This window comes from Hamadaea flava, from assembly GCF_024172085.1.
Classification (GTDB): domain Bacteria; phylum Actinomycetota; class Actinomycetes; order Mycobacteriales; family Micromonosporaceae; genus Hamadaea; species Hamadaea flava.
In genome coordinates this window covers 1,216,401-1,241,256 of record NZ_JAMZDZ010000001.1, presented here as the reverse complement: position 1 = coordinate 1,241,256, position 24,856 = coordinate 1,216,401, and the positions used below count along the sequence as shown (strand labels likewise).

Here is a 24,856-nt window from a genome sequence, read left to right as displayed (position 1 = left end):
CGGACCCCGCCCACCGGCCACCCCATCCCTCGCGGAGGTAATCAATGCGGCGAACAGTCGCGTCCGCCTTGTCGGTGCTCGCCCTGGGCGCCGCGTTCAGCCTGTTCAGCACGCCCGCGGCCGGCGCACCCGCCGCGCAGACCTATCGAGTACGCGGACTGGAGCCGGGCCAGGAGATCCTGCTGGACCGGGCCGGAGCCGTCGTGACCGATGTGGACGAAGGAGCGGTGTACGTCAAGGCTCGCCCGGATCAGGCGGCCAAACTGCGCAAGCAGGGCCTCAAAGTGGACACGATGACGGCCACGGCGCTGGCGGCGACGTTCGGTCCGGTCGATCCCGGCTACACCGACTATCCCGAGATGCAGGCCGAGGTGGCCCGGCTCGTCGGGCTCTACCCGACGCTGGCCTCCCAGCAGGTCATCGGCAAGTCCTTCGAAGGCAAGGACATCGTCGCCCTCAAGATCTCCGACAACGTCGGAGTCGACGAGACCGAGCCGGAGATGCTGTTCACGGCGAACCAGCACGCCCGCGAGCACCTCACCGTGGACATGGCGCTGTACCTGGCGAACATGCTGCTCAACGACTATGGCAGCGACCCGGCGATCACCAAGATCGTGGACAACCGGGAGATCTGGATCATCCCGATGGCCAACCCGGACGGCGCCACGTACGACTTCGCCACCAGCAGCTACTGGCGCAAGAACCGGCAGCCGAACTCCGGCTCCACGGCGATCGGCACCGACCTCAACCGCAACTGGGGCTACAAGTGGGGCTGCTGCGCCGGATCGTCGGGGGTCAAGTCGAACGACACCTACCGGGGGTCGGCGGCCTTCTCGGCCAAGGAGACCCAGGTGATCCGGGACTTCGTGCTCAGCCGCCGGGTCGCCGGCGTCCAGCAGATCACCGAGCACCTGGACATCCACACGTACTCGCAGCTGGTGCTGTGGCCGTTCGGGTACACCACGAGCACCGTGGTGGCTCCGCTGACCGCGGACGCGTACGCCGCGCACCGCGCGATCGGCACCGAGATGGCCGACCTCAACGGCTACTGGCCCGGCCAGGCCAGCGGCCTCTACATCGCGGACGGCATCATCAGCGACTGGATGTGGGCCGACCAGAAGATCTTCAGCTTCACCTTCGAGATGTACCCGAAGCGGTCGGACCTGTTCGAGCAGTTCTATCCGCCGGCCTCGGTGATCCCGGCGCAGACCAGCCGCAACCGGCAGGCCCTGATCCGGCTCGCCCAGTACGCCGACTGCCCCTATCGGTCGATCTCGAAGGAGAACACGTACTGCGCGGTGGCCGACGACTACACGCTGACCGTTCCGGGAGCGACCTATGTGGTGGCCCAGGGCGGCACGGTCGCCACGACGATCACCGCGACCAAGACGACTGGCGCGAACCAGCTGGTCTCGCTGACCGCCACCGGGGCGCCGGCCGGGATGACGCCGATCTTCGGGCTGGGCTCGATCCCGACCGACGGGTCGGCGCAGACGATCTCGTTCTCCACCGCGGCGACCACGACCCCCGGCGAGTACACCGTCGTGGTCCGGGGGGACGGAACAGCGGGGACGGTGCGGACGGCTCCGGTCACCATCGTGGTCACCGGATCAGCGGCCTGCCAGGGAGCGAACGCGACCGACGTCGCCATCCCCGACGACGGCACGCCCGTGACCAGTTCGCTCACCATCGCCGGGTGCGGAAGCCTCGTGAGCCCGATGGCCAACGCATCCGCCCGGCTGGAAGTCCACATCGCTCACACCAACATCGGTGACCTGCAACTCCGGCTGATCGGACCGGGCGGCGCGGTGACGATTCACGACCGCGACGGTGCGGACATGAACAACATCGACAAGATCTACACCCTGGACCTGTCCGGCCAGACCGCCGACGGAACCTGGTCGCTGGAGGCGACCGACCTGGAGTCCGGCTCGACGGGGAAGATCGACTCCTGGACGCTGACCCTGAAGTAGCTCTGTCAGCGGACGAGGCAGAACGGATGACCGGCCGGGTCGAGGAACACCCTCGACCCGGCCGGATTCGGCTGGTACGCCGTCTTCTTCCCGCCCGCCGCGAGCACCACCGGCTCGGCCGCGTCGAGGTCGGCGACCCGCAGATGCAGGTGGAACTGCATCGAGGAGGCCGGATCGGGCCAGACCGGCGGCCGATGCCCCGGTGCCCGCTGGAACGACAGGTGGAACGCCGACGCCTCGTCCTCGCCCAGCGAACACCAGTCGTCCGACTCGTAGACGAGCCGCCAGCCGGTCAGGCGGGCATAGAACCGGGCGAGCGCGCGAGGATCGCGACACTCCAGGGCGACTCCGCTGAGGCGGGCCAACGCTTCCATGAGCATCAGTATCCGCCACGCCGGCTCAGGCCGCTTACCGCCAGGCCGCCCAGACTCAGGCACCGAGCGGCGTCATCCAGGACAGCGGCACCCGGCCGCGTTCCATGAAGGACGGCCGAGCAGCCGTTGGCGACCACGGCGAGCAGGGTGAACACGACGTAGGCGGCCACGGTCAGTGCGCCACTCCGACGACCTGCCGGACGGTCTCCGGCTGATCGACCAGGCGGAGCATATGGTGGGCGACGTCGGCGCGGGAGATCGAGAAGCCGCCCCGGACGTTGCGGTTCAACGCCGTCCGATACTCGCCGGTGAGCGCCTTGTCGGTCAGCTTCGGCGGCCGGGACACCGTCCACTCCAGACCGCTGTCCCGCAGGATCTGCTCGGTGACCGCCAGATCGGCATAGTGCGTGCCGAAGAGCGTACGCGCGATCCGGGTGCCCACATGCCGCATGAAGAACCCGTCGCCGGGGTCGTGCTTGGGCAGCACCCGCTGACCGGGCACGGGCACCGGGCCGACCGGTGCGGCGCTGACGACGACGATGCGGCGTACGCCCTCGGCCGCCATCGCGTCGACGATCGCCTGAGTGCCCCGGGAGGTGATCCCGGCGTCCGCCCTCGGATCGCGGGGACCCAAACCGGACACCACGGCGTCGGCGCCTCGCACCGCGGCCCGGAGCGCGACCGGATCCGGGCGCTCGAAGTCGACTGCCATCGTGCGTACGCCCGCCGGCAGATCCCGGGGCCGCCGGGCGACCGCGGTGACCTCGTGGCCCTCCGCGACGGCCTGCTCGACCAGGTGACGGCCGACTCCGCCGGTGGCGGCGATGATCGTGAGCTTCACGGGTGCCCCCTACGCGGTGAAGGCTGCGGCGTGATCCGCGGCCCAAGTCTGGAAACTGCGAGCCGGACGGCCCAGCAGCCGGCGGACGGTGTCGGTGGTCGGCCCGGCCTCGCGGGCATAGTCGGCCTGCGAGCCGAGCAGGCGGGCGGGGACCTCGGCGGGCAGCCCGGCGGCGAGCATCCCCTGCCGGACCGCTTCCGGTTCCATCTCGACGAAGGCCAGCTCCCGGCCGACGGCCGCGCCGATCGCGGCGACCTTGTCGGCCTGGCTCAGCGACTGCTCGCCGGTGAGCACGTACGCCTCGCCGGTGTGCCCGTCGGCGGTCAGCGCCAGCACGCCGACCTCGGCCAGATCCCGCTCATCCACCGTCGAGGTACGCGCGGCGGCGTACGCCCCACGCACGGTGCCAGTGGCCTTGATCTGCCCGGCCCAGGCGAACGTGTTCGCCGCGAAGTCGGCGCAGCGCAGCATCGTCCACTCCGGACCCATCGCCCGGACGGCGTCCTCCGTGGCGATGAAGTGCTCGCGGAACCGGGCCTCCCCGGCCGGGTAGGGGATCGTCAGCGAGGAGACGACGACGATCCGCTCAGGACGCAGGGCGGCGACGTCGGCCAGCCGGTCGCCGAAGGCACGAGGGCTGAGCAGGACGCCGTCGACCCCGCCGAGCGCCGTAACCTCATCAGGATGGACGAGCTGAGCTTCGGACGGCAGAGCGGCGTGCGGATCGCGGGTGACCGCCGCGACCTTGACGCCGCGCTCGACCAGGAGCCGGACCGCCGCGCGGCCGACCACGCCGGTTGCTCCAGTGACCAGGAACATCGCTGCTACTTCCTCTCATCGGCGTATCATATGAGAACCATACTAGTTGAGTTTGAGGTTCAGACAATATGAGTCACGTAACATCTCGCTCCCGGACGGGCGGCGAAGATCCCGCCGACGACGAGCCGGCGGGCGAGGGGCGTACGCGGCGACGGCTGACCGCACAGGTCAAGGACTCGCTGCGCGACCTGCGCAATCAGCTGGCGATGCTGAACCGGCAGGTGAGCGGGAAGGTCGAGCTGAAGGAGATCGACCTCGACTGCCTGGACCTGATCAGCCGGAACGGCCCGCTGACCCCCAGTACGCTCGCCCGCCGCGCCGGGCTGCACCCGGCCACCCTGACAGGCATCCTCGACCGGCTCGAGAAGGCAGGCTGGATCGCCCGCGAACGGGACCCGGCCGACCGCCGGGCGGTGACCCTCCGTGCCCTGCCCGACCGGGGCCGGGAGATGTTCCGCCTGTTCAGCGGCATGAACTCCGCGATGGACGACATCTGCGCCGGCTACAGCGAGGCGGAACTGAAACTGATCGCGGACTTCCTCGCCCGGGCGAACGACGCGGGCGACACCGCCACCCGCAACCTCGCCTCTTCCTGACCTCCGCGGGCCGCCTCCCGCTCGCTCAGCGCTGGATCAGGGATCTCAGTCGAATCTTGCTCCATGATTCGACGCAGAACCCTGATCCAGCGCAAAACGCCGCAGCGCCAGAGGTGTGGCGACGGCGAAGGGGATCAGCGGTCGGGGAAGTCGGGCGCGACCATGACGCGGAGGGCGTTCGGCAGGATGCGGACACGCACCGGCGTACGCCCCAGCACCTCGCCGTCGATGTCCAGCGGGAGCGCCGGATCGGTCTCGACGAGCACCTCGGGCGCGGCCAGGAACGGCGACCCCTCGACCGTCCGAAGCCGACCGGTCACCAGATGCCGCAGCGTCGCCCCGAGCAGATGCCGCCGCCCGTGACGGCCCAGCGCGTACGCCATCAGCAGCCGGTCGTCCGCACTTCCGTCGCGGGCGATCGGGTTGCCCGCGTGCGAGTTGCCATTGGCGATGTTGAGCTGATGCGTACGGACGCGGCGAACCTCCCCGCCCGCGGTCACGACCGCGTCGAACGGCCGGTGCGCGGGCAGCCGTGTCAACGCGGTCAACGGGTACGCCACCCGGCCGAGCCGCCGCTTGAGCCGGTGCGGGACATGCTCGGCGACCTGCGCGGACAGCCCGACCGACACGAGGTTCGTGAAGATCCGCCCCGCCGCCTCGCCGAGGTCGACGTCGGCCACCTTGCCCTCGGTGAGCAAAGCCAACGCGCCCGTCACGTCGAGCGGCACGCCGAGCGTACGGGCGAAGTTGTTGGTGGTACCGAGCGGCAGCAGCCCCATCGCCACATCCCGGTGCGCCAGATGCCGCGCGGTCTCACTGATCGTCCCGTCGCCACCCCCGGCGACCAGCAGGTCCGGGCCCAGCGCCAGCGCGTCGGACAGCACCTCCGGCAGCCGCTCCGGCCGCTCCAAGCCGAACCGTGCGAGCAGCTGGAAGCCCGCCTCGTCGAGATGGCGCGAGACCTGCTCGAAGTGGTCGCGTCCCCGACGGGATCGGGTGTTGACGAGCAGCACCGTCCGCCGGTCCTGGCGGATCGCGGTGTCCAGCTCGATCTTGCTGCGCATGGCGGGAGATGTTACCGGCCTGTTCAGCCGCGAGTACGCGGTATTTCCCGGCTACCGGGCGGAGCCCGGCTTTCGGCGTACGGTCGCAGAATGAGCGACCCCCACGTGAGCCTACGCCCGGTCGCGGCAGGCGACCTGGCGATGTTCCGGCGGTTCTGCCTGGAGCCCGGGTTGATCGGGCTGGACTGGGCCGGTTTCCGCGACCCCGAAGCCCCGGCCCGCCGCTTCGCCCTGGACTCCTACCTCGGCGAACACGACGGCCGGCTGATCGTCGAAGCGTTCGACGCCAAGACGGCCGGATTCGTCAGCTATCGATCCGGCATCTACGGCGGCCGGGCACCGTATTGGGAGATCGGCATCGCGCTGCTGCCGGAATGGCGCGGCAAGGGAATCGGCTGGCGCGCCCAAGCGCAGCTGTGCGATTACCTGTTCACTCACACTCCCGCGCAACGCATTCAGGCCGGTACGCATCCGGAGAACCTGGCGGAGCAGAACTCCCTGGTGAAGGCGGGATTCCAGCTGGAAGGGATCGTTCGCGCGTGCGAGTTCCGGGCCGGCGCATGGCACGACGGCTACCTCTACAGCCGCCTCCGCGACGACCCGCGCCCGGCAGGGTGATTGCGGCGAGGAGGGTGGTCAGGAGCACCGCGACGCTGAAGATCGTCAGCGCGCCGGACAGCCCCGTCCAAGTGACGACGAGCGGGCCGAGGAGTGCTCCGGTCAGGGCCGCCAGGGAGTCGGTGGCGTAGAACGCCGCGAGGACCCGGCCGCGTACGGCGTCGGGGGTTGCTGCTTGGAGCCGGTAGTGGGTGGCCGTCACGGCGATCGCGCCTGGTATTCCCGCCGCGGTGATGGCAGCGAGCGCGATCGGCAGGTTCGGTGCGGTGAAGAGGATGAGGAAGCACACCCCGACCACCAGATAAGAGGACGTCAGCAGCGTACGCGTGGAGTAGCGGGGGAGCAGCCGGCCGGAGAGCGCTGAGCCGAGGAGGTAGCCGAGGCCGAGGCCGGTGACGAGGAGGCCCAACGTCTGGGGTGGTTCACCGAGCAGTTCGGCGAGGAACGGGATGAGCAATGCCGTGAGGGCGGCGTTCGCCGTCCAGTACGCCCACGTCGTCACCGCCAAGCCCCGCAGCAATGGCGTACGAGCAAGGTAGGCGAGACCAGTGCGAAGGCCGACCGGGCCGGAGACGGCAGGCGATGCGGACCTGACTCGCAGGCGGGCGAGTAGCGCGGCGGCGACGAGATAGCTGGCGGCGTCGAGCAGGACGACGTGGCCGAACGCGCCCTGGGTCAGCAATGCGGTGCCCAGCATGGGCGCGGCCAGGCGCAGGACGGACTGGGTGACGGAGGTCGTGGCGGTCGCCGCGATCAGGTCGGCGTCCGCCGGGACGACCTGCGGGGTGAGGGCGCGGATCGCGGGCTGGAGGAAGGCGACGACCGACGTCTCCAGGAGGAGTCCGATGTAGATCGGGGTCGTTCCGCCGGGGAGCAGCATCGTCAGGACGGCGAGGGCGGCGGCGAGGTGGGCCGCCACGAGCAGGCGCCGGCGGTCGAAGCGGTCGGCGAGGACGCCGGCCCAGGGGGCGAGCAGGACGGCGGGTGCCGCTTCCAGGGCTAGGGCGAGGCCCGTCGCGCTCGCCTGGCCGGTGAGGCGGTAGACCTGGACGGGCACGGCGATGGTGAGCAGCCAGGAGCCGAGCGCGGAGACGGTGGCTGAGGTCCATAGGAGACGGAAGCCGGGGTGCCGCGTGAGGAGCGGTCGCATAACCGGGAGGGTATTCTCACAAGACAGTCTGTGGCAAGATATGTCTTGTGGAGATAGAAGAGCTGGGCGGGCGACTGCGAGCCCGGCGGGCGGCTGGTGGGCGGACGATCGCGTCAGTCGCCGCCGACGCCGGGTTGTCCGTGCCGTATATCGCGAACCTGGAGAACGGCCGGGGTAACCCGACGCTGTCGGCGATCGCGTCGCTGGCCTCGGCCTTGGGGACGAAGCTTCGAATCGACCTGGTCGAGGACGAACATGAGGGCGGCCCTGGGCTGCCGTCGTCGCTGGTCGAGTTCGCTCAGGGGCCGCGGTTCCGGGCCGAGGCGCGACAGCTGCCGCCGGCCGCCCGGGAGCGGCTGTTGAGCGCGATGGCGGGGCTTGGCGCGCTCGCCGGGCGGCCGCTGAGCGACCTCGACTGGCATCGCGTCCTCGACACGGTGGTCCTGCTCAACCGGGGTACGCCCGCCGGTTAGGCTGGCCTCGTGCGCGACATCGCGGTCTTTTCCGGAAGTGCCCATCCCGAGCTGGCCGAGGAGATCTGTGATCAACTCGAAGTGCCGCTGCTGCCGTCCCGCCTCGCCCGGTTCGCCAACGACTGTCTCGAAGTGCAGTTGCAGGCGAACGTCCGCGAACGCGACGTCTTCCTCATCCAGCCACTCGTCCCGCCGACCCAGGATCACCTCGTCGAACTGCTGATGATGATCGACGCCGCCCGGGGCGCCTCGGCGAGCCGGATCACGGCGGTCATCCCGCATTACGCGTACGCGCGGTCGGACAAGAAGGACGCGCCGCGGATCTCCATCGGGGGACGGCTCGTGGCGGACCTGCTCGTCGCGGCCGGGGCGAGCCGCGTACTCGCCATGGCGTTGCACTCTCCGCAGGTGCACGGCTTCTTCAGCGTGCCGGTGGATCATCTGCACGCCCTTCGGGAGTTGGCCCGGCACTTCCAGGGCTACGACCTGAGCAACACCGTCGTGGTCTCGCCCGACCTCGGCAACGCCAAGGAGGCGGCGGCGTTCGCCCGGCTGTTGGGCGTACCAGTCGCGACGGGCGCGAAGCAGCGCTTCAGCGACGATCGGGTGGAGATCAGCGCCATCATCGGCGAGGTCGCCGACCGGGACGTGATCGTCCTCGACGACGAGATCGCCCGGGGCACCACGACCATCGAGCTGCTCAAGCACCTGCGGCAGCGGGGCGTCCGGACTATCCGGATCGCCTGCACGCACGGTCTGTTCACGGCGGGCGCCGTCGACCGGCTGGCCGAGGAGCCTGGGGTGGAGGAGATCGTCTGCACCAACACGGTGCCGATCTCGAAGGAGAAGCGCATCCCGAAGCTGACCGTCATCTCCGTCGCGCCCGCGCTCGCCGAGGCGATGCGCCGCATCCACAACGGCGAGTCGGTCAGCGTCCTGTTCGGCTGACCCATGCGGATTCTTGCGCTTTCGTAGCGGATTCGCAGTGAATCCGTAGCGCTCCCGGTGAGACTCCCCGCACCCGTGTGAGACGTGGTGTGGGGAGGCTCGATGTCGCGTACCGACGTTTTGGACCCGGTCGGCCGGTCGCTCGGTGTCGAGCTGATCGAGCTGGGGACCGGGCACGCCCGGCTCCGTCTCGGCACCACGGGCGACATGCTCAACCGCCAAGGCGTGGTCCATGGCGGATACATCTTCCTGCTCGCCGACGCCGCCTTCGCGTACGCCGCCAACAGCCACGGACCGGTGGCGTTGGCGCAGCACGCCCAGATCACGTTCCTGCTTCCGGCGTACGCGGACGACGTGCTGGAGGCCGAGGCGGTCGAGCGGGCCCGGCAGGGGCGTACGGGGGTCTACGACTGCACGGTTCGCCGCCTCGGTGGACCGGTAGTCGCCGAGTTCCGCGGGCAGAGCATCCAACTGCCCGTAGTACCCCGACAGCCGTCCGAGAGGGACAGAGGGGACGAGGATGGAACTGCATGACGAGCAAGGCACGCTGCGCCGGATGGTGTGGCTGTTCCCGGATCGGGAGTCGACCCGGGCGACGCCCAAGTGGCACCGGGCGTTCTGGGACGCGTACGCCGAGGTCGCCGCCGAGTTGGGGCTGAGCTGGGAGTCGCATCCGCCGGACGACGTCGCGGTCGACGGGACGGACCCGGGCAACCTTCGCGTGTTCGTGGCGGGGGAGCCGGTGACGCCGGCCGACACGCTGTTCGTGACGTCGTTGTACTCGCTGCCGTATCAGGCGATGGACGTCTTCAACCAGTACGCCCTCTACGCCGTTCTGGAGAACTCCGGGTTCTACCTGCCGTCGCCGCCGTGGCTGTCGGCGACGGTCAACGACAAGCTGGCGACGCTGATGCATCTCAAGGATTCGCCGATCCCGCCGATTCCCACCGTTCGCATCGGCACCGGACGCGATCTGGGGCACGGCTTCCACGAGGCGGCTTTGGCGAACCTGACCTTTCCGGTGATCGTCAAGCCCACGGGCTGGTGTGCGGGCTGGGGCATCTGCATGGCCCACAACCTGGAGGATCTACGCGGGCTGCTGTCGCTGGCGCAGGGCGGTGAGACGACGCTGGCCCTCCAGCCCTATCTCGGCGCGAACACCATCGACTACCGGGTCTACCTCATCGACGGCAAGCCCCACACCGTCGCCCGGCGTACGCCCGCGAGCGGCACATATGTCGCCAACTACGGCCGTGGCGGCCGGCAGGAGTACGTGCCGCTGCCGACCGAACTGGCCGATGCCATGGAGTACTTCGCCGACCGGGTGCCCATCCCGTTCCTGGCGGTCGACTTCCTCCACGACGGGAAGCGCTTCTGGTTCTCCGAGATCGAACCGGACGCCGCCATCGTCTGCCCGGATCACGACTCGCCTCAGGTGGTCCGCCGGCAGCGCTCGATCATCGAGGCGCGCTTCCGCGCGTACCGGCGTGGCCACACGAGGTGGCTGGGCCACAAGCTGAAGGAGGTCACCCATGCCTGAGTTCGTCAGTGACGGCCTGACCGGCGCGCACCAGGACCGCATCGCGGACCTGGTCGCCCAGCTCCGGTCGGTGGAGCCGCTCGCGTCCCGCTACCGGGGTGTCAGCAGCGTGGCGACGCTGGAGCAGCTGGAGAGCGTTCCGGTGATGCTCAAGGAGGACCTTCAGGTCGCCCTGCGGCAGCTTCAGCCGCGCGCCGCGAGCGGCGCGACGTGGGTCTTCCAGAGCGGCGGCAGCACCGGATCGCCGCAGGTCGGTTACGCCCCGACCGGGCTCTACATGCACGACGTGTACGCCCAGTGGAAGGCGCTCGGCCCCGACGACGTGTTCGTCAACGGCTGGAGTGCGGGAAAGATGTGGGGCGCGCACTTCCTCGTGAACTCCTATGTGGACCACGCCGGGTGCGTCGCGATGAACCTCGGCGCGATGACCAAGGACGAGTACACCCCCTGGCTGGAGTTCTTCGCCCAGCGCAAGGTCACCTCGTTCGGCGGTACGCCCAGCGTCCTGCGCCTGGTCTTCGGCCACGCCCGCGAGGCCGGGATCAAGCTGCCGGATCTGAAGTCGGTGCTGTGGCTCGGCGAGGGCTGGGACAAGCAGCTGGACGAGGACCTGCCGGTGGTCGCGCCGAACGCGCGCCGGTGGGGCATGTTCGGCAGCACCGAGACCTGGGTGATCGGCACGAACACGCCGGAGTGCGCCGCCGACACCTGGCATCCGCTGCCTACTCAGCTCGTCGGCATCGGCGAGGACGACCTGCTCGACTTCACCTGCCTCAACCCGGAGGTGCTCAACCCGGTGCTGCGCTACCGGACCGGCGACGCCGGGCGGATCGTCACGTGCTCGTGTGGCGATCCCCGGGCGGCGGTCCAGGTGCTCGGCCGCCGGGACGGGCTGATCAAGTTCCGCGGACATCTGCTCAACGTCGCGGACTTCGTCGGCGACCTCGGCGCGCTGCCGGGCGTCGCCCGCGCCCAGCTCATGGTCACCGAGACGGACAACGGGCCGGTGCTGGAGGTGCTGGTCCTGCCCGCGGCGGAGACCGCCGGGCTGGCCGACCGGGTCCGGGAGCACGTCGTCGGGTCGGCGTTCGGGCCGAGCATCGTGTTCCAGCGCAATCCGCATGCGCTGGAGGTGGCCGTCGTCGACAAGCTCATCGGCAACGATCGCACCGGAAAGATCTCCGATCTCGTGGTGCGAGCCTGATGTCCGCCGCCGACGTCGAGGTCCCGGCTCGCTTGAGCCGGGACTTCCACCTGTTGTGGTCCGGTCAGACGGTCAGTTACGTCGGCGACCGGGTCACCATGTTCGTCGTCCCGGCGACGATGGTGTTCCTGCTCGGCTCGTCGGCGTTCCAGGTCGGTCTGGTCAGCACCGCGCAGTATCTCGCGATTCCGCTGCTCAGCCTGGTCGCGGGCGCGCTGGCGGACCGGTGGGACATGCGCCGCATGCTGATCGCCTGCGACCTGATCCGGTTCGCGGCCATCGCCGCGATCCCGGTCGCGTACTGGCGTGGGGTGCTGTCGGTCCCGCTCCTGTTCGGCTGCGTCGCGGTGGTCAGCGCGGCCACGGTCTTCTTCAACATCGGCTACATGCCCGCGGTCGCCACGATCGTCCACAAAGGCGAGCTGGTACGCGCGAACGCCCGCATGGAAGCCAGCCGTACGGTGTCGGAGCTGGGCGGACCCGCCCTGGCCGGCGCCCTCTACCAGGGACTCGGGGTGTTCTCGTTGCTGGTGGACGCGGCCACTTACCTGGCGTCGGCGGTCACCATCCGGGCGATGCGCCCGTTCGCCCAGCGGGAGCGTCCGCATCAGCGGATCCTGGCCCGGTCGGTGACCGGGATGCGGCGCAACTGGAGCGATCCCGTGCTGCGCCGGAGCACGGCCGGCACCCTTCTGGCCAACATCGGCGGGCCGATCTTCGTCACCCAGATGCCCGTGCTGGCGTACCAGGGGCTGCACATGAGCGCCGGCGTCTTCGGTGCGGTGATGTCGGTCGCCGCCTGCGGCTCGATCCTCGGCGCACTGATCGCCCCGAAGGTCAGCCGACGGGTCGGCTCAGGGCGGATGCTGGCCCTGTCGATGGTCGCGCACTCCGCCTCCGGGCTCGGGCTGCTGTTCGTGCCCCGGTTCCCCGGCGCGATCGTGCTGGCGGCGACGCTCACCTCGTACGGCTTCTTCTTCGCCTGGTACAACATCAACAGCGCGGCCGTACGCCAAGCCCGGGTGCCTGTCGCCGACCAGGCGATCATCCATGGGGCGTACCGGACGATCACCTGGGGCGTCATCCCGATCAGCACCTTCGTCGGCGGCTGGGCGGTCACCCGGCTCGCCGCGCAGATCGGCGTCCTCGACGCGGCCAAGTACGCCATGCTCGCCGCGACCGTCATCGGCATCGCCTCGATCGTGCCGCTCGGCGGCATGCAACGCCTGCTGTCGACCGCCGCGCCGATGGCGGCCGCCCCGCCGCAGCGCTCCACCGTGGAGGCCAGCGCCTGATGAAGACCGTCCTCGTCACCGGGGCGTCCTCCGGGATCGGCCTGGCCACGGCCATCGCCGCCGCCCGGGCCGGGTTCGCCACCGTCGCCACCGTCCGCCGTCCCGACGGCGACCTCGCCCTGCGGGAAGCGGCCGAGCAGGCCGGCGTCGGCGTCGACGTGGTCAGCCTGGAGGTGACCGACCCCGAGTCGGTGACCGAATGCGTCCGATCCGTCATCGCCCTGCACGGCCGGCTGGACGCCGTCGTCAACAACGCCGGGATCGCGGCCATCGCCCCGACCCTCGAACTCGGTACGCCCGACGACCTGCGGCAGAGCATGGAGGTGAATTTCTTCGGCGTCGTCGCGGTCAGCCGCGCGGCGATGCCGCATCTGCGTACCACCCGGGGGCGGCTCGTCACCATCAGCAGCGTCCGGGGCGTGATCGGGCAGCCGTTCAACGAGTGCTACTCGGCCGCGAAGTTCGCCGTCGAAGGCTTCATGGAGGCGCTGGCCCCGGTCGCCGCCGAGGTCGGCGTAGCGGTGTCCCTTGTGGAACCCGCCGCGGTGCTCGACACGGCGTTCGTCGCCAGCGCCGGGGCGGATCCGCTCGCCCTGCTCGCCCGGTCCGGCTGCTACGCCGAGGCGTTCCGGGCGTACCGCCGGTGGGTGGCGAGCGGGGCGATCGAAGGCGCTCAGGAGGCCGCGGAGGTCGCATCGGTCGTGCTCGACGTCCTCACCTGCGAGCGGCCTCCGTTGCGGATCCAGACCAGCGAGTACGCGCGGCGGTACGTCGCTCGCAAGCTCGCCGACCCGTCCGGCGCCAGCATCCTCGACCTCACCGGCTCCTGGCTTCGCTGACGTTGCCGCCTACGGAAACGGGCTCCGGCGTTCTGCCGGAGCCCGTTTCGGTGTGCGTTACTTGATGGCGGCGAGGATTCCCGTCCAGAGCCGGACCCGGGCGGCGAGCGCGTTGTTCACCGTCTCGGCGCACTCGGCCCACTTGGTGTCGTCGTCGCCACACAGGTCGGCGAGCATCTGCATGGCCATCGGGGTGTGCTCCTCCCCGTCGACCTCGATGTGCCGGGCGAGGTAGTCCACGAAGGTGTCCAGCTTGCCGTCCTGGTGCGCGTTGACCTTCACGACCTGCTCGAACATGTCGGGGATGAGGTCCTCGCGGCCGAACGCGAACGCGGCGGCCTGGCAGTGCACCGGCGCCTCCTGGATGAACTTCCAGGTGGTCCGCACGAACTCCGCCGACGAGGCGGGCACGTCGGCCGCCTCCAGCGCGTCGAGCACGTCCTTGCCGTCGCGCAACAGCTCGATGAAGGCGTCGATGGCGGTGCGGTCGGCGCCGGACTGGGACATCCCGCCGAGGTAGAGCTCGAAGTGGCTGATGAAGCCGCCCTGCAGCTCGTCGCTCTCCTCGACGAGGACGATGTCGTTGATGAGGCGGCGGCTGCCGGTCGGGCCAGTCGGCACCCAGGGCAGGTCGACGCAGGTGAGCTGCCGCTGGAGCGACTTGAGCAGCGACATGAAGTCCCACACGGCGTACACGTGGTGCGTCATGAAGGTGGTGATGGCCGCGTGGCTGTCGAGCGCCGCGTAGAGCGGGTGGCCGACCACCTTGTCGCGAGCGGGGGTGATGGCGGCCTTCAGTCGTTCGATGCCGGGGTGCGTGTCGCCCCAGTCGTAACGAGACATGGTTGGTCCTCCTTGACCAGTCAGGGGGTGGGAGACGTGCGGATCATGCGGTGAGCAATGTGGCGTGCCGCGTACGCAGCTCGCGCTTGAGCACCTTGCCGGTCGGTCCGAGCGGGAAGCCGGCCGCCGGGTCGGCGATGAGCACGGCCGCCAGGGGCGGAAGCCCGGCTGCCGTGAGTTCCTTGTTCGCCTTCTCCAGCAGGGCCTCGGCGGTCGAGTCCGCGTCCGCCTGGAGCTGGACCACCGCGATCGGGCGCTGGCCGCCTTCGGGTGCGGGCACGCCGACGACCGAGCAGTCGAGCACCACGTCGGCGCAGTCGGCGAGCAGCACCTCCTCCAGCCCAAGGCTGTAGACCGGGCCGGCGAGGGTGTCGATGACGTCGACCGTGCGGTCGAGGTGATAGAAGTTGCCGTCGGCGTCCACCCGCGCGACGTCTCCGGTCAGCCAATAGCCGTTGAGCCGGAAGCTGTCGGTGAGCCGGTCGTTCTTCCAGTAGCCGGGCGTGATCGAGGGCGCCTGGACGGCCAGCAGCCCGACCGTGCCGACCGGCAGCTCGGCTCCGTCGTCGTCGAGCACCGTGGCGTGGCGTACGGCGGGCTGGGGCTTGCCGACGCAGCGGTCGTTGCGGGGCGTCTCCGGCGTCCACAGCCCGCCGAACAGCGCCATCCCCATCTCCGAGGAGCCGAGCCCGTCGACGAACTGCGAGCCGGGCAGCGCCGCCTCGTCGGCCGCCTCCTTGGGCAGCAGCCACGGCTTGATCAGCCCGGCCGGGCGTTCGCCGAGGGTCACCAGGCGGCGGATGTGTCCGAAGTGGGCGGAGTCGCCGGTGTTGAACCACGAGTGCACCTTCGCCGCACCCTTGACCGGCAGTTCACCGGTGGCCAGTTCGACGAAGGTACGCGGGAACGAGGCCAGCATGGTCGGCTGGAACGCCTCCATCACGGGTTCGACGGCGGCGCGCCGCCAGTCGCCCATGACCACGGTCGGCAGCCCGATCAGGACGGCGGTGAGGAAGTAGCTGAGCCCGCCTGCGTGCGTGTGCGGCATCAGCGACATGAGCCGGTCGTACGGCTCGGCCGGGAACCGGGTCATCCGGTCCTGCTTGCCGTCCCAGAAACTGCGGTGGCTCAGCGTCGTGGACTTGGGCGTGCCGGTCGTGCCGGAGGAGTGGATCAACGCGCAGACGTCGTCGGGCTGGTGCTGATACGGGTACGCCTCCGGCAGCGCGACGGAGTCCGCGTCGAACGCGGCGACCTCGGCGGCGAGTGCGAGGAAGCGCGGCCGCCGCTGCGGATCCGCCCGGTACGCCGTCGCCAGCCGGGTGGTGTCGTCGGCCACGATGCCGACCACGCCGACGTGGTTCAGGTACCGGATCATGACGTCCGGCCGCATCGCGTCGTTGATCGCGGCCGGAATCGCGCCGAGCGCGGTCAACGCCAGGTAGTGCAGCAACGGTTCCAGTCCTTCGGCGACCACGATGCCGACCGGCTCGCCGGGGCGTACGCCGTTGGCGTGGTACCACTTGGCGTACCGGTCGCGCAGGGTGGCGAGGTCCTGCAGGCTGTGCCCGCGCAGGACCACCGCGCCGCGATGATCGGTGGTGTGGCTGTACACCACCGGCACCGCCCGGTTCGGGTTGTGCCGGACGGCGTACTCGAGGAAGTTGCCGGCGCCGAGGCCGGGCTCGGTCATGAACTGCTCGCGCACCGCGAGCGGGGCGATCGGACTGTCGCTCATCGCGACCCTCCAAGGGTGGGATCAATAGGGGTGAATTACTTCCGCGGCCGCCCGGTGCCCGGAGCGGATCGCGCCTTCCATGAGCCCGAAGAACTCCGTGCTCGTCTCGGTGCCGGCCCAGTGGACGCGGCCGTGCGGGCGGGTCAGGTGGGGGCCGTTCCGGATCCAGTCGCCCGGTCCGAGGAGGGCGGCGTAGCAGCCCCGGCTGTGCGGGTCGGTGACCCAGTCCGTGACGTGGACGGCGATCGGCGCCGGTAGCTGCGGGAACAGCGCGGCGGCCTGCTCGGTCGCCTCGGCCCGCTGCGCCGCGAACGGGAGCGCGGCGTACCGGTGGGCTTCGGCCCCGGTGACGAATCCGGTCAGCACCCCGACCGAGCCGTCCGCCGGCGAGTCGTCCACGGTCGACAGCAGCGGCCCGCGTTCGCTGACCGACCAGCCCGACAAGCCGTGCGCCCGCCACAGCGGCGACGGGTAGACCAGGTGCACCTTGACCGCCGAGCCCGGCGCGGTTCGCGTACCGGCGCGGGGCGCGGGCAGGCCCGGCTGCCAGTCGATCGCGTCCGCGAGAAGCGGCGGGATCGCCACGATCACGGCGTCGGCGGCCCATGCAGTATCGCCGCTGTGGACGGTCACGGTGTCCTGGCCCTGGTGCACGGCGTCGACGGAGGTGCCGAGCCGCACGTCCAGCCCGGCGGCCAGCTGGACGCAGATCTGGTGCGCGCCGCCGTCCACCCGGTCGGCCTGCGCGCCGCCCTCGAACGCGTTGAGGTAGTTCAGGCCACCGCCGGAGCGCAGGTAGAAGGCCATGTGCAGGACGGATACCGCGGCCGGGTCGGCGGCCATCATCTCGCCCAAGAACAGCGGGAAGAACCGGCGGGCGTCGGGATGCCGCAGGTTCCGCTCGGCCCAGTCCGCGGCCGTCTCGGCGTCGAGCGTCTCGGCGTCCGGGCTCGCCCACGGTTGCTCCGGGCGTACGCGGCGGGTCAGGTCGTCGAGGCGGTCGAACAGGTCGCCCAACGCGACCGCGTTGAGCGGCGGGAAGCGGCCGGACTGTTCGGACAGATCCGGGAAGGCGAACCGGCTCGCCCCGGCGGTCGTCGTCGGCGTCGTCTTCAGGCCGAGCCGGCCGAGCAGCCGATGCAGGCTGGTGTGTCGTTCGCCCAGGTACGCCGCCCCGGCGTCGGCGAAGCTGCCCGGCGCGACCTCGACTCCGTGCGTACGCCCGCCGACGCGGTCGCGCGCCTCCAGGACGGTGACGTCGACCCCTTGCTGCTGGAGCGTGTCGGCGGCGGTCAACCCGGCCAGCCCGGCGCCGATCACCACCACCCGGGCGGCGGTCATCGGGCCACGCCCGCGATTCGCCCGGCCAGCGCGGCGGGCGACGGAGCCAGCAGGAAGTCCTCGAAGGTCAGCTCCACGCCGTACTCGCGGGCGACCGCGCTGAGCACGCGGGTGGCGAGCAGGGAATCGCCGCCGAGGGCGAAGAAGTCGGCGTCGGCGGCGACCTCGGGCCGCTCCAGGACACGGCCGAAGATCTGGGACACTCCGTCGACGGGCATGGCTGCGGCCTCCTTGGTTCGCCGCCGGTCGACCTTGCCGCTGGCCGTGTGGGCGAGCGACGGGACGACCTGGACGCGGCTGGGGATGAGATGGTTGGGAACAGTGCCTCGCAGGTGGGCGAGGACGTCGGCGGCTAACGTCGTGGTCGCCGCACCCGGCCGGGGCACCACGTACGCGACCAGCGCGGTGTGGTCGGCGACGCGTACGCCTGCGACGGCCACGGCGGCGACGGCGGGATGGGCGGCGACGTACGCCTCGACCTCGGCCGGATGGACGCGTACGCCCCGGATCTTGATCTCGTCGTCGATCCGTCCTTCGTGGACGAGTACGCCGTCGGGCCGGCGGCTGACCCGGTCGCCGGTGTGGAAGAAGCCGCCGGCGAAGCGTTCAGATTGCACACCGAGATATCCGAGCGCCACAGATGGGCCGCCGACGACCAGTTCGCCGTCCTCGGTGACCCGCTCGACGACGTGGGGGAGCGCCCGGCCGATCGGGACCACGCCGTCGGTCCCGTCGAGGTCCACGGCGTGCGTGATCAGCGTGGTCTCGGTGCAGCCGTAGGTGTTGAGCAGCCGGGCGTGCTTCGTCCGGGGACCCGACCAGTCGGCGACCCGGGCGGGGCTGGCCGCCTCGCCGCCGATCACCACGAGGCGTACGCACTCCGGCAGCGCGGCTTCCTCCTCGGTCAGGTGGTTGACCAGCTCGTGCCAGTACGCCGTCGGCAGGTCGATCACCGTGATCCGCTCGGTCTCCAGCAGCCGCAGGAAGCGCCGGAACGAGCCGGAGTGCGCGTCGGGATGGAAGACGAGGGCCGCACCGCTGGTGAGCGTCGGGAGGATCTCCTCGAAACAGGTGTCCCAGTTGAGCGATGCGAACTGCAGTACGCGATCTTCGGGGGTGATCTCGAACAGCTCCGTCAAGGACCGCACGGCGGCGGTGATCGCTCGCTGCGGGGTCAGCACGCCCTTCGGCGTACCCGTCGAGCCCGACGTGAACAGCACGTATGCCACCGGCTCGCGGTCCACCGGCTCGGAAGCGACCGGATCAGGGATCTGGGTCGAATCTTGGGCCAAGATTCGACCCAGATCCGTGATCTGCCGGGAAACCGGGTCCACGAGTCGGGAAACCGGGTCCACGAGTCCGGAAACCGGGTCCACGAGTCCGGAAACCGGGTCCAGTAGGAAGGAACAGTGGGCGAGAAGCGCCGCGCGGCGATCGGTCGGGAAGGCCGGATCGATCGGGCAGTACGCGCCGCCGGCCAGCCACACGCCGAGCATCGCGACGACGGTTCCGGGATCGTGCCGGGCCAGTACGCCGACCGTCCCCGGCGACGGCCCGAGGCGCTGGGCGGTCTCCCGCGCCAGCACCCCCAGCTCGGCGTACGTCAGTGTGCGGGGCCCGGCCACCACCGCCGGCCGGGCGCCATGCGCCGTGACCGCCCGGCGGAACGCCGCCCCGAGATCGTCTGTGTCCACATCCCACCCTCAAACCGCTGCCGTTGGTGGGAGTGGAGTTTCACAGCGATCACTGCGAACTCACTTCAGATCCGGTACGAATCCGCCACGCGCTCCACGTCGGAGTCGGTGAGCAGCAACTCAGCGCCACATTGCCGGGCGAAGCGGCGTACCACGTCGTAGAGGCGGAAGCGATCGGGACCGGTCTCCACGACGAGGTGCGCCGAGATCAGTTCGTCGAGTAATCGCCGCACCCGACGGAGCGAGCTGCCGGCCCCGCCCGCGTCGTCGAGGCTCAGCGACGGCGACGGGTTCAGGCCGAGCCGCCCGAACAGGTACGCCGCCGCCGGGCTGAGCGTCTTGTGCGCGCTGACCAGCGCCGCGCGTACGCTGCGCGGATCGTCGTCGAGCAGCCGGTCGCCGTGCTCATCGAGTTCGTCGGCGAACGACGACAGCGACTGCCACGGCCGGGCGGCGAGTTTGGTCCCGGCGAGCCGGGTGGTCAGCGGCCAGCCGCCGCACCAGTGCACGACGCGTTCGGCGGCCGATTCGCGCATCCGGTCCGCACCCACGATGCGGGTGAGCAGATCGGCGGTCGCCTGGGGTGTCATCGGTTCGACCCGAAGCGCCTGGACGGCATGGTGTGCGGCGAGTGCGAGGAACCGGCGGCGGCTGGTCGCGACGAGCTGGCTGACCGTCGTCGGCGGCACGAACGCCAGCAACTGGTCGAGCGCCCCGGCGTCGTCGAGCACGACCAGCACCCGGCGTCCACTCAGCAGCGTCCGGTACAGCGACGCCCGTTCGTCCACGGTGGAGGGGACGTCCGGCTGGGGCACCCCGAGCCCACCCAGCGCCGAGCCCAAGGCGTCGCGGGTGGAGACCCGCTCACCGTGCAGGCGCACGAAGATCTGCCCGTCGGGGTAACGGTCGGCGACGCTGTGCGCCCAGCGTACGACCAGGGCGGTCTTGCCGATCCCGCCCGCGCCCGACACCATCAGCACGCGCGGCTCGTCGACGGGTCGGCTGATCGCACGGGTCAGCGCGGCCAGCTCGCTGTCGCGGCCGGTGAAATGCCCGACGCTCCCCGGCAGCTGCGCGGGATGCCGGGGGCCCGGCTCGCCCGCCTCCACCGCCGGTTCGGCGGTTCGGCGCGGCTCGCCCCGAAGGATCGTGGCGTGCAGATTGCGCAGATCCGCGCACGGGTCGCTGCCGAGTTCGTCGGCCAGCCGCTCCCGCAAGGAGTGGTACGCCTTGAGCGCGTCCGCCTGCCGGTTGCTGCGATAGAGGGCGAGCATGAGCTGACCGGCCAGCCGTTCCCGCAGTGGGTGGGCGGAGACGGTGGCGGTCAGCTCGGCGACGACCTCGGCGTGCCGGCCCAGCTCCAGATCGGCGTCGAAGCGTTCCTCCAGCAATCCGAGACGCAGCTCGGTCAGGCGTACCCGGTCGAACTCGATGCCGGGCGCGGTCACCCCGTCCAACGGCGCGCCGCGCCACTGTCTCAGCGCCTGACGCAGGCACGCGGCCCGCGCGTCGGGCGTCGCGGCCTGTCTGGCGCGCCGGGCCAGATCCTCGCACTCGTCGAGGTCGACCCGCACCTCCTCGACCACGAGCAGGTAACCGGGATGGCGTGTCTCCAGAGCCTCACCGACCTTGCGGCGCAACGAGGAGACCAGCCCCTGCACGCGCGAGCGAGGCGAGGCCGGCGGCCGATCGTCCCACAGGCAGTCGATGATCCTCTCCGTGGAGACGACCGTTCCCTTGACCAAGGCCAGCGCCGCGAGCAGGTTCCGCTCCAGCGGCGACAGCGACACGCTGACTCCCGAAACCCGGACCTCGGTCGGCCCGAGCAGAGAAATCTCCAACATCCAAAACCCCTACCGAACGGTGACTCGATACAAGGATCGCGGCTATAGTCGGCCGCATCGATGTGCTCAATGTCGATGCATCGGTGGGACAGCGGACGGACAACCCTGTCGCGCCAACACGGTAGATCGCGCGTGCGGGGACGGGCCGTCAGTCGAACGGAGAGGGTTTTATAGACCCGAGACTATGGACTTGGTCAATGGCGTGACGCGATGACGGACGGGACGTGCGATTCCTGGGCGTGCTAGGCGGCTACGCGCCTCGCCGTCAGCACCGCCTTGCCGATCGTCGTCGTGGAATCGCCGTGGGCAGGTTGGCGCCCGCCCGCCGCAGCCTGAAGACGATCGAGGAGAATCTACAGGTTTAAGGCGGTTCGGCCGCCCCGACGGGTTAGCGTCGTACCCGACGACTGCTTTCGCCGCCGGGAGGGCGCGATGCTCACGACCGAGGGCCGGCGGCTGTTGACCGCCAAACTGGACCGCCGGTTCGACCTGCTCGATGTGGACGGCGACGGCCACCTCGGGGAACGGGAGCTGGACGATCTCGCCATGGGCATCGCCGCGGGCTTCGACGTGCCGCTGGACGCGCCGACCGCGGTCGCGCTGCGCCGGGCGTACGCCCGTCTGTGGAGCGAGCTGTCCCAGCTCGACGCCGATCGTGACGGGCTGATCAGCCGGGGGCAGTACGTCGACGCCTGGCTCCGGGAAGCCGAGCAACCCGGGCTTCTCGCGGAACTCGTGCGGACCTGCGCCGAGGCCGTGGCCGCCGTGGCGGGCGCTGAAGGCGACTTCTACGAGCCCGCCTTCATCCGCCTGCAGGCGCTCTCCGGCGCGCATCCCGATCAGGGCGCCGCCGCGTTCGCCCGGCTTGACACCGATCACGACGGCATGGTGTCGGTGACGCAGTTCGCCAACGCGTACGTCGACTTCTTCACCAGCGGCGATCCGGCCGCGCCGGGCAACGCCCTGTTCGGCCGCATCGAACCGTGATCACGGCTATCGTGGGCCTATGTCCGTGTATCACGCACGGCCGCTGGTCGATCCGCGCCGACTGTGGACCGGCGGCGTTGTCGCCGCGATCGTGGTCGCTGGCGTGGTGGTCGCCTGCTTTCTGATCGTGCGCGGAGTCCTCGACATCCCGGTCCTGGGCGTCGACCTCTCCGGTGGCGTCTTCCTGCCCTCGATGCTCGGGTACGCCTTCGGCGGGGCGGCGGCCACCTTGCTGCTGACGGGTCTGGCCCATCTCCTGCTGATCACGACGCCGCGCCCGCGCTTCTTCCTGGGCTGGATCATCGGCGTCCTCACGGCGATCGCGGTGATCGTGCCGTTCACCAAGAGCGCGCCGTTCGAGGTTCAGCTCGCCACCGCCGCCGTCAACCTGATCGTCGGGGTGACCATCGGCGTCATGCTCTCCACGACCGCCGCCGCGAGCGCCGGGCGAAACGTGCCGCCGGCGTACCCGGTGGCATGACGGAGGCCGACCACTCCGTCGCCCCGGCCCAGCGGGAGAGCGTCGGCACCGTCATCGTGGCGGGCCTGGCGAACCTCGCCATCGCCGTCGCCAAGGCGATCGCCGGGATCATCTCGGGCTCGGCCGGCATGCTCTCCGAGGCCGCGCACTCGGTCGCCGACACCGTCACCGAACTGCTGCTGCTCACCGCGCTCATCCGCGGCGACCGGGAGGCCGACGCCGAGCACCCGTTCGGCTACGGGAAGTCCACATTCTTCTGGGCCTTCCTCGCGTCGATGGCGACCCTCGTGGCGGGTGCGGGATTCGCCGTCACGCACGGGCTGCACACCATCCGCAACGGCGAGGAGATGGGGGACTACACCGTCGCGTACATCGTGCTCGCGGTGTCGTTCGTGCTGGAGGGGACCTCGCTCATTCGGGCGGTGCGCCAGGTGCGCGGTTCGGCGAGCCGGCTGCACTTGCGGGCGTTGGCGTACTTGCGGCTCACGCCCGACACCTCGGTCAAGGCGGTAGTACTGGAGGATGCGGCCGCGCTGATCGGCCTCGGCCTGGCCGCGATCGGCCTGCTGCTGACCGAGTTCACCGGCGACACGTTCTACGACGGCGCGGCCTCGGTCGCCATCGGGCTGCTCCTGGCCGTCGTGGCGCTCACGCTCGCGCGCGCCAACGTGTCCCTGCTCGTCGGTCAGGCACCCTCGCCGCGCTGGCAACAGGCGATACGCCGAGAGCTGGAAGCGGATCCGGTGATCCAGCGGGTGCTGACCCTCAACGCCATGTACCTCGGCCCGGACAGCGTGCTGGTGGCGGCCGAGGTCGACGTGTCCGACACGGCCACGGGCGCCGAGATCGAGGCGGCCGCCGACGCGGCGGCGAACCGCTTGCGGGAGAAGTATCCGGTGATCCGTCACGTCTACCTGGACCCCACCCCCACCCCCTGAGGGGCGAGGGTGGGTAGGTCCTTACTTGGCGGGGGTGGACGGGGTGCCGGACGGCGGGGTGCCGTGGCGGCCGGGGCCGCCGCCGAGCAGGCCGAGCTTGCCCGCCTTGAGGACGGCGTCGGCCTCGGCCTGGGTCAGCTTGCCGGCCTTCACGGCGGCGTCGAGCCGCTCCTTGAGCTTCGCAGTGCGGTCCACACCGGACTTGCCGTGCTCCGCGGGCTTCGGCTTGCCGGACTGGCTCGACGACGACGCCGAGCCGGTCGGCTTGGGGGATCCGTCGGCCGCCCACGCGGCGACCGGGGTCGCGATGCCGAGCGCCAGTACGCCCGACGCTCCCAGCGTCACCATCATCTTCTTCGAGAGCTTCACCATGTTCTTCGCCTCCTCGCGATCGGTGAGCCGTCGAAGCTGGCCGCGAAATCTCAAGGAACGACCCGGTCAACCTCATGGGAGCCACAAAGATCGGTCAATCAGCCGCCCGTTTCATGACCCGCCGCCCGTTCCGTCCGGTGGTGCGTTCAGCCGGGCGGCAGGCGGCGGGCAGGCGTACTGCAGCGATCTTCGTCAGTTTCCCGAGGGCCGGCGGCGCCAGGCGAGCCCGGCGAAGACCGCGGCCAGGGCGGCTACGACCAGGGCCGCGACGGCGAGGCCGGTGCCGGCGGAGTCGTCAGAAGCGACGGCGACCGTGGCAGCGGACGGCGAGGCCGCGGTCTTGCCGGTGAGCTTGAGGACCGGGGCCGGGTGGTCGGGCTCGGCCTTCCCGTCCGCCGGGACCTCGATCCAGCGGACGACGTCGCCGTCGGAGTAGGTCTGGAGCGCCTTGAACACGATCTGGTCGGCCTGGGGCAGCGGTCCGGCCGACACGTCGAACTCCTGGAACTGGCCGGGCTTGATCGCGGCGTCGCCGGCGGCGGTCCAGGTGATCTTCGTGACCGCCTCGGTGATCGTGCTCTCGCCCGCCTGCACCGGCGTGGGGAGCTTGGTCTTCTCGGTGGCCACCGTCCAGCCGGGCACCGGCTTGACCGAGATGTGCCCGATGGGCTGCTCGACCGGGAGGACCACCTCCACCTTTGTCGTCGTGGCCGAGTCCTTCTCGTTCGGCACCCGGAAGGTCAGCTTGGTGTAGCCGCCCTGCACCGCCTGGCTCGGGTTCACCGTGACGTGCGCGGACGCTGCGCTCGCCGAGACGGCGACCGCGGCCGTGGCGACGGCCAGCGTCACGAGCGCGCGCTTGAAGAGACTTCTCATCGGACCTC

At 70.5% G+C, this 24,856-nt stretch carries 23 protein-coding genes and 2 pseudogenes; 13 read left to right on the top strand and 12 right to left on the bottom strand.

All coding sequences use genetic code 11. The annotated features are described in order from the left end of the window. The first annotated feature begins 44 nt into the window (after nucleotides 1–44). Nucleotides 45–1,973, top strand: coding sequence for a M14 family zinc carboxypeptidase (locus tag HDA40_RS06105; protein WP_253752829.1), 1,929 nt, complete (start codon nucleotides 45–47; stop codon nucleotides 1,971–1,973). A 5-nt stretch (nucleotides 1,974–1,978) separates the two neighbouring features. On the opposite strand, the gene HDA40_RS06100 is transcribed toward HDA40_RS06105, so the two are convergent. From HDA40_RS06100 to HDA40_RS06090, 3 genes are all read right to left on the bottom strand, one after another. After that, nucleotides 1,979–2,347, bottom strand: a complete 369-nt coding sequence (locus HDA40_RS06100; RefSeq protein WP_253752828.1) for a VOC family protein — start codon at nucleotides 2,345–2,347, stop codon at nucleotides 1,979–1,981. A gap of 172 nt (nucleotides 2,348–2,519) precedes the next feature. Next, nucleotides 2,520–3,188: an NAD(P)-dependent oxidoreductase gene (locus HDA40_RS06095; protein ID WP_253752827.1), complete on the bottom strand. Its 669-nt coding sequence runs from the start codon at nucleotides 3,186–3,188 to the stop codon at nucleotides 2,520–2,522. Between the two features lie 9 nt (nucleotides 3,189–3,197). Next, nucleotides 3,198–4,007, bottom strand: coding sequence for an NAD-dependent epimerase/dehydratase family protein (locus HDA40_RS06090; protein ID WP_253752826.1), 810 nt, complete (start codon nucleotides 4,005–4,007; stop codon nucleotides 3,198–3,200). Between the two features lie 68 nt (nucleotides 4,008–4,075). Between HDA40_RS06090 and HDA40_RS06085 the strand changes: the two genes are divergently transcribed. Beyond that, nucleotides 4,076–4,603 carry a MarR family transcriptional regulator gene (locus HDA40_RS06085; RefSeq protein WP_253752824.1) on the top strand — a complete coding sequence of 176 codons (528 nt, stop codon included), beginning with the start codon at nucleotides 4,076–4,078 and terminating at the stop codon, nucleotides 4,601–4,603. 134 nt (nucleotides 4,604–4,737) lie between these two features. Here HDA40_RS06085 and HDA40_RS06080 read toward each other — a convergent pair whose 3' ends face one another. After that, complete coding sequence (locus HDA40_RS06080) at nucleotides 4,738–5,667, bottom strand: diacylglycerol/lipid kinase family protein (RefSeq protein WP_253752822.1); 930 nt, start codon at nucleotides 5,665–5,667, stop codon at nucleotides 4,738–4,740. On the opposite strand from HDA40_RS06080, the pseudogene HDA40_RS42470 reads away from it, so the two are divergent. Then, nucleotides 5,554–6,126: pseudogene (locus HDA40_RS42470) on the top strand (GNAT family N-acetyltransferase); the annotation flags it as partial. The gene HDA40_RS06080 and the pseudogene HDA40_RS42470 overlap by 114 nt on opposite strands. Before the next feature lie 175 nt (nucleotides 6,127–6,301). Here the strand turns inward: HDA40_RS42470 and HDA40_RS06070 are convergent. After that, nucleotides 6,302–7,435 (bottom strand): annotated as a pseudogene (locus tag HDA40_RS06070) (MFS transporter); the annotation flags it as partial. 47 nt (nucleotides 7,436–7,482) lie between these two features. Between HDA40_RS06070 and HDA40_RS06065 the strand changes: the two are divergent. The 7 genes from HDA40_RS06065 to HDA40_RS06035 all read left to right on the top strand — a co-directional run bounded on the left by HDA40_RS06065 (nucleotide 7,483) and on the right by HDA40_RS06035 (nucleotide 13,734). Further along, nucleotides 7,483–7,908 carry a helix-turn-helix domain-containing protein gene (locus HDA40_RS06065; RefSeq protein ID WP_253752818.1) on the top strand — a complete coding sequence of 142 codons (426 nt, stop codon included), beginning with the start codon at nucleotides 7,483–7,485 and terminating at the stop codon, nucleotides 7,906–7,908. Nucleotides 7,909–7,917: 9 nt separating this feature from the next. Then, the gene (locus HDA40_RS06060; protein ID WP_253752816.1) at nucleotides 7,918–8,856 is read left to right on the top strand and encodes a ribose-phosphate diphosphokinase; all 939 of its coding nucleotides are present in this window, start codon (nucleotides 7,918–7,920) and stop codon (nucleotides 8,854–8,856) included. 102 nt (nucleotides 8,857–8,958) lie between these two features. Next, the gene (gene paaI / locus HDA40_RS06055) at nucleotides 8,959–9,390 is read left to right on the top strand and encodes a hydroxyphenylacetyl-CoA thioesterase PaaI (RefSeq protein WP_253752814.1); all 432 of its coding nucleotides are present in this window, start codon (nucleotides 8,959–8,961) and stop codon (nucleotides 9,388–9,390) included. Then, nucleotides 9,377–10,396, top strand: coding sequence for an ATP-grasp domain-containing protein (locus HDA40_RS06050; protein ID WP_253752812.1), 1,020 nt, complete (start codon nucleotides 9,377–9,379; stop codon nucleotides 10,394–10,396). Before paaI ends, HDA40_RS06050 begins: the two co-directional genes overlap by 14 nt. Beyond that, entirely contained in the window at nucleotides 10,389–11,600 is a 1,212-nt protein-coding gene (locus HDA40_RS06045) for an AMP-binding protein (protein WP_253752810.1), read from the top strand. The genes HDA40_RS06050 and HDA40_RS06045 overlap by 8 nt, the downstream gene beginning before the upstream one ends. Next, entirely contained in the window at nucleotides 11,600–12,895 is a 1,296-nt protein-coding gene (locus HDA40_RS06040; protein ID WP_253752808.1) for an MFS transporter, read from the top strand. Before HDA40_RS06045 ends, HDA40_RS06040 begins: the two co-directional genes overlap by 1 nt. Then, nucleotides 12,895–13,734: an SDR family NAD(P)-dependent oxidoreductase gene (locus HDA40_RS06035; protein ID WP_253752806.1), complete on the top strand. Its 840-nt coding sequence runs from the start codon at nucleotides 12,895–12,897 to the stop codon at nucleotides 13,732–13,734. The genes HDA40_RS06040 and HDA40_RS06035 overlap by 1 nt, the downstream gene beginning before the upstream one ends. Before the next feature lie 57 nt (nucleotides 13,735–13,791). Here the strand turns inward: HDA40_RS06035 and HDA40_RS06030 are convergent, their stop codons facing one another. From HDA40_RS06030 to HDA40_RS06010, 5 genes are all read right to left on the bottom strand, one after another. Next, nucleotides 13,792–14,577: a DUF3050 domain-containing protein gene (locus HDA40_RS06030; RefSeq protein ID WP_253752804.1), complete on the bottom strand. Its 786-nt coding sequence runs from the start codon at nucleotides 14,575–14,577 to the stop codon at nucleotides 13,792–13,794. Between the two features lie 43 nt (nucleotides 14,578–14,620). Next, nucleotides 14,621–16,315 carry a class I adenylate-forming enzyme family protein gene (locus HDA40_RS06025; RefSeq protein WP_253752802.1) on the bottom strand — a complete coding sequence of 565 codons (1,695 nt, stop codon included), beginning with the start codon at nucleotides 16,313–16,315 and terminating at the stop codon, nucleotides 14,621–14,623. A 21-nt stretch (nucleotides 16,316–16,336) separates the two neighbouring features. Next, the gene (locus HDA40_RS06020) at nucleotides 16,337–17,656 is read right to left on the bottom strand and encodes a flavin monoamine oxidase family protein (RefSeq protein WP_253752800.1); all 1,320 of its coding nucleotides are present in this window, start codon (nucleotides 17,654–17,656) and stop codon (nucleotides 16,337–16,339) included. Further along, nucleotides 17,653–19,350: a non-ribosomal peptide synthetase gene (locus HDA40_RS06015; protein WP_253752798.1), complete on the bottom strand. Its 1,698-nt coding sequence runs from the start codon at nucleotides 19,348–19,350 to the stop codon at nucleotides 17,653–17,655. Before HDA40_RS06015 ends, HDA40_RS06020 begins: the two co-directional genes overlap by 4 nt. Before the next feature lie 65 nt (nucleotides 19,351–19,415). After that, entirely contained in the window at nucleotides 19,416–21,194 is a 1,779-nt protein-coding gene (locus HDA40_RS06010; protein WP_253752796.1) for an AfsR/SARP family transcriptional regulator, read from the bottom strand. Between the two features lie 432 nt (nucleotides 21,195–21,626). Here HDA40_RS06010 and HDA40_RS06005 point away from each other — a divergent pair, with 432 nt between their 5' ends. From HDA40_RS06005 to HDA40_RS05995, 3 genes are read left to right on the top strand one after another with little or no spacing between them, the layout of a single operon-like run. Continuing rightward, nucleotides 21,627–22,181, top strand: coding sequence for an EF-hand domain-containing protein (locus tag HDA40_RS06005; RefSeq protein WP_253752794.1), 555 nt, complete (start codon nucleotides 21,627–21,629; stop codon nucleotides 22,179–22,181). Between the two features lie 19 nt (nucleotides 22,182–22,200). After that, the gene (locus HDA40_RS06000; RefSeq protein WP_253752792.1) at nucleotides 22,201–22,662 is read left to right on the top strand and encodes a DUF6069 family protein; all 462 of its coding nucleotides are present in this window, start codon (nucleotides 22,201–22,203) and stop codon (nucleotides 22,660–22,662) included. Continuing rightward, a complete protein-coding gene (locus HDA40_RS05995; protein ID WP_253752790.1) occupies nucleotides 22,659–23,600 on the top strand; it encodes a cation diffusion facilitator family transporter in 942 nt (313 codons plus the stop codon). The genes HDA40_RS06000 and HDA40_RS05995 overlap by 4 nt, the downstream gene beginning before the upstream one ends. A gap of 21 nt (nucleotides 23,601–23,621) precedes the next feature. Here HDA40_RS05995 and HDA40_RS05990 read toward each other — a convergent pair whose 3' ends face one another. Together HDA40_RS05990 and HDA40_RS05985 are read right to left on the bottom strand one after the other, a co-directional pair. Further along, nucleotides 23,622–23,972, bottom strand: a complete 351-nt coding sequence (locus HDA40_RS05990; protein WP_253752788.1) for a hypothetical protein — start codon at nucleotides 23,970–23,972, stop codon at nucleotides 23,622–23,624. A 192-nt stretch (nucleotides 23,973–24,164) separates the two neighbouring features. Continuing rightward, nucleotides 24,165–24,848 carry a YcnI family copper-binding membrane protein gene (locus HDA40_RS05985; protein WP_253752786.1) on the bottom strand — a complete coding sequence of 228 codons (684 nt, stop codon included), beginning with the start codon at nucleotides 24,846–24,848 and terminating at the stop codon, nucleotides 24,165–24,167. Nucleotides 24,849–24,856: the final 8 nt, after the last annotated feature.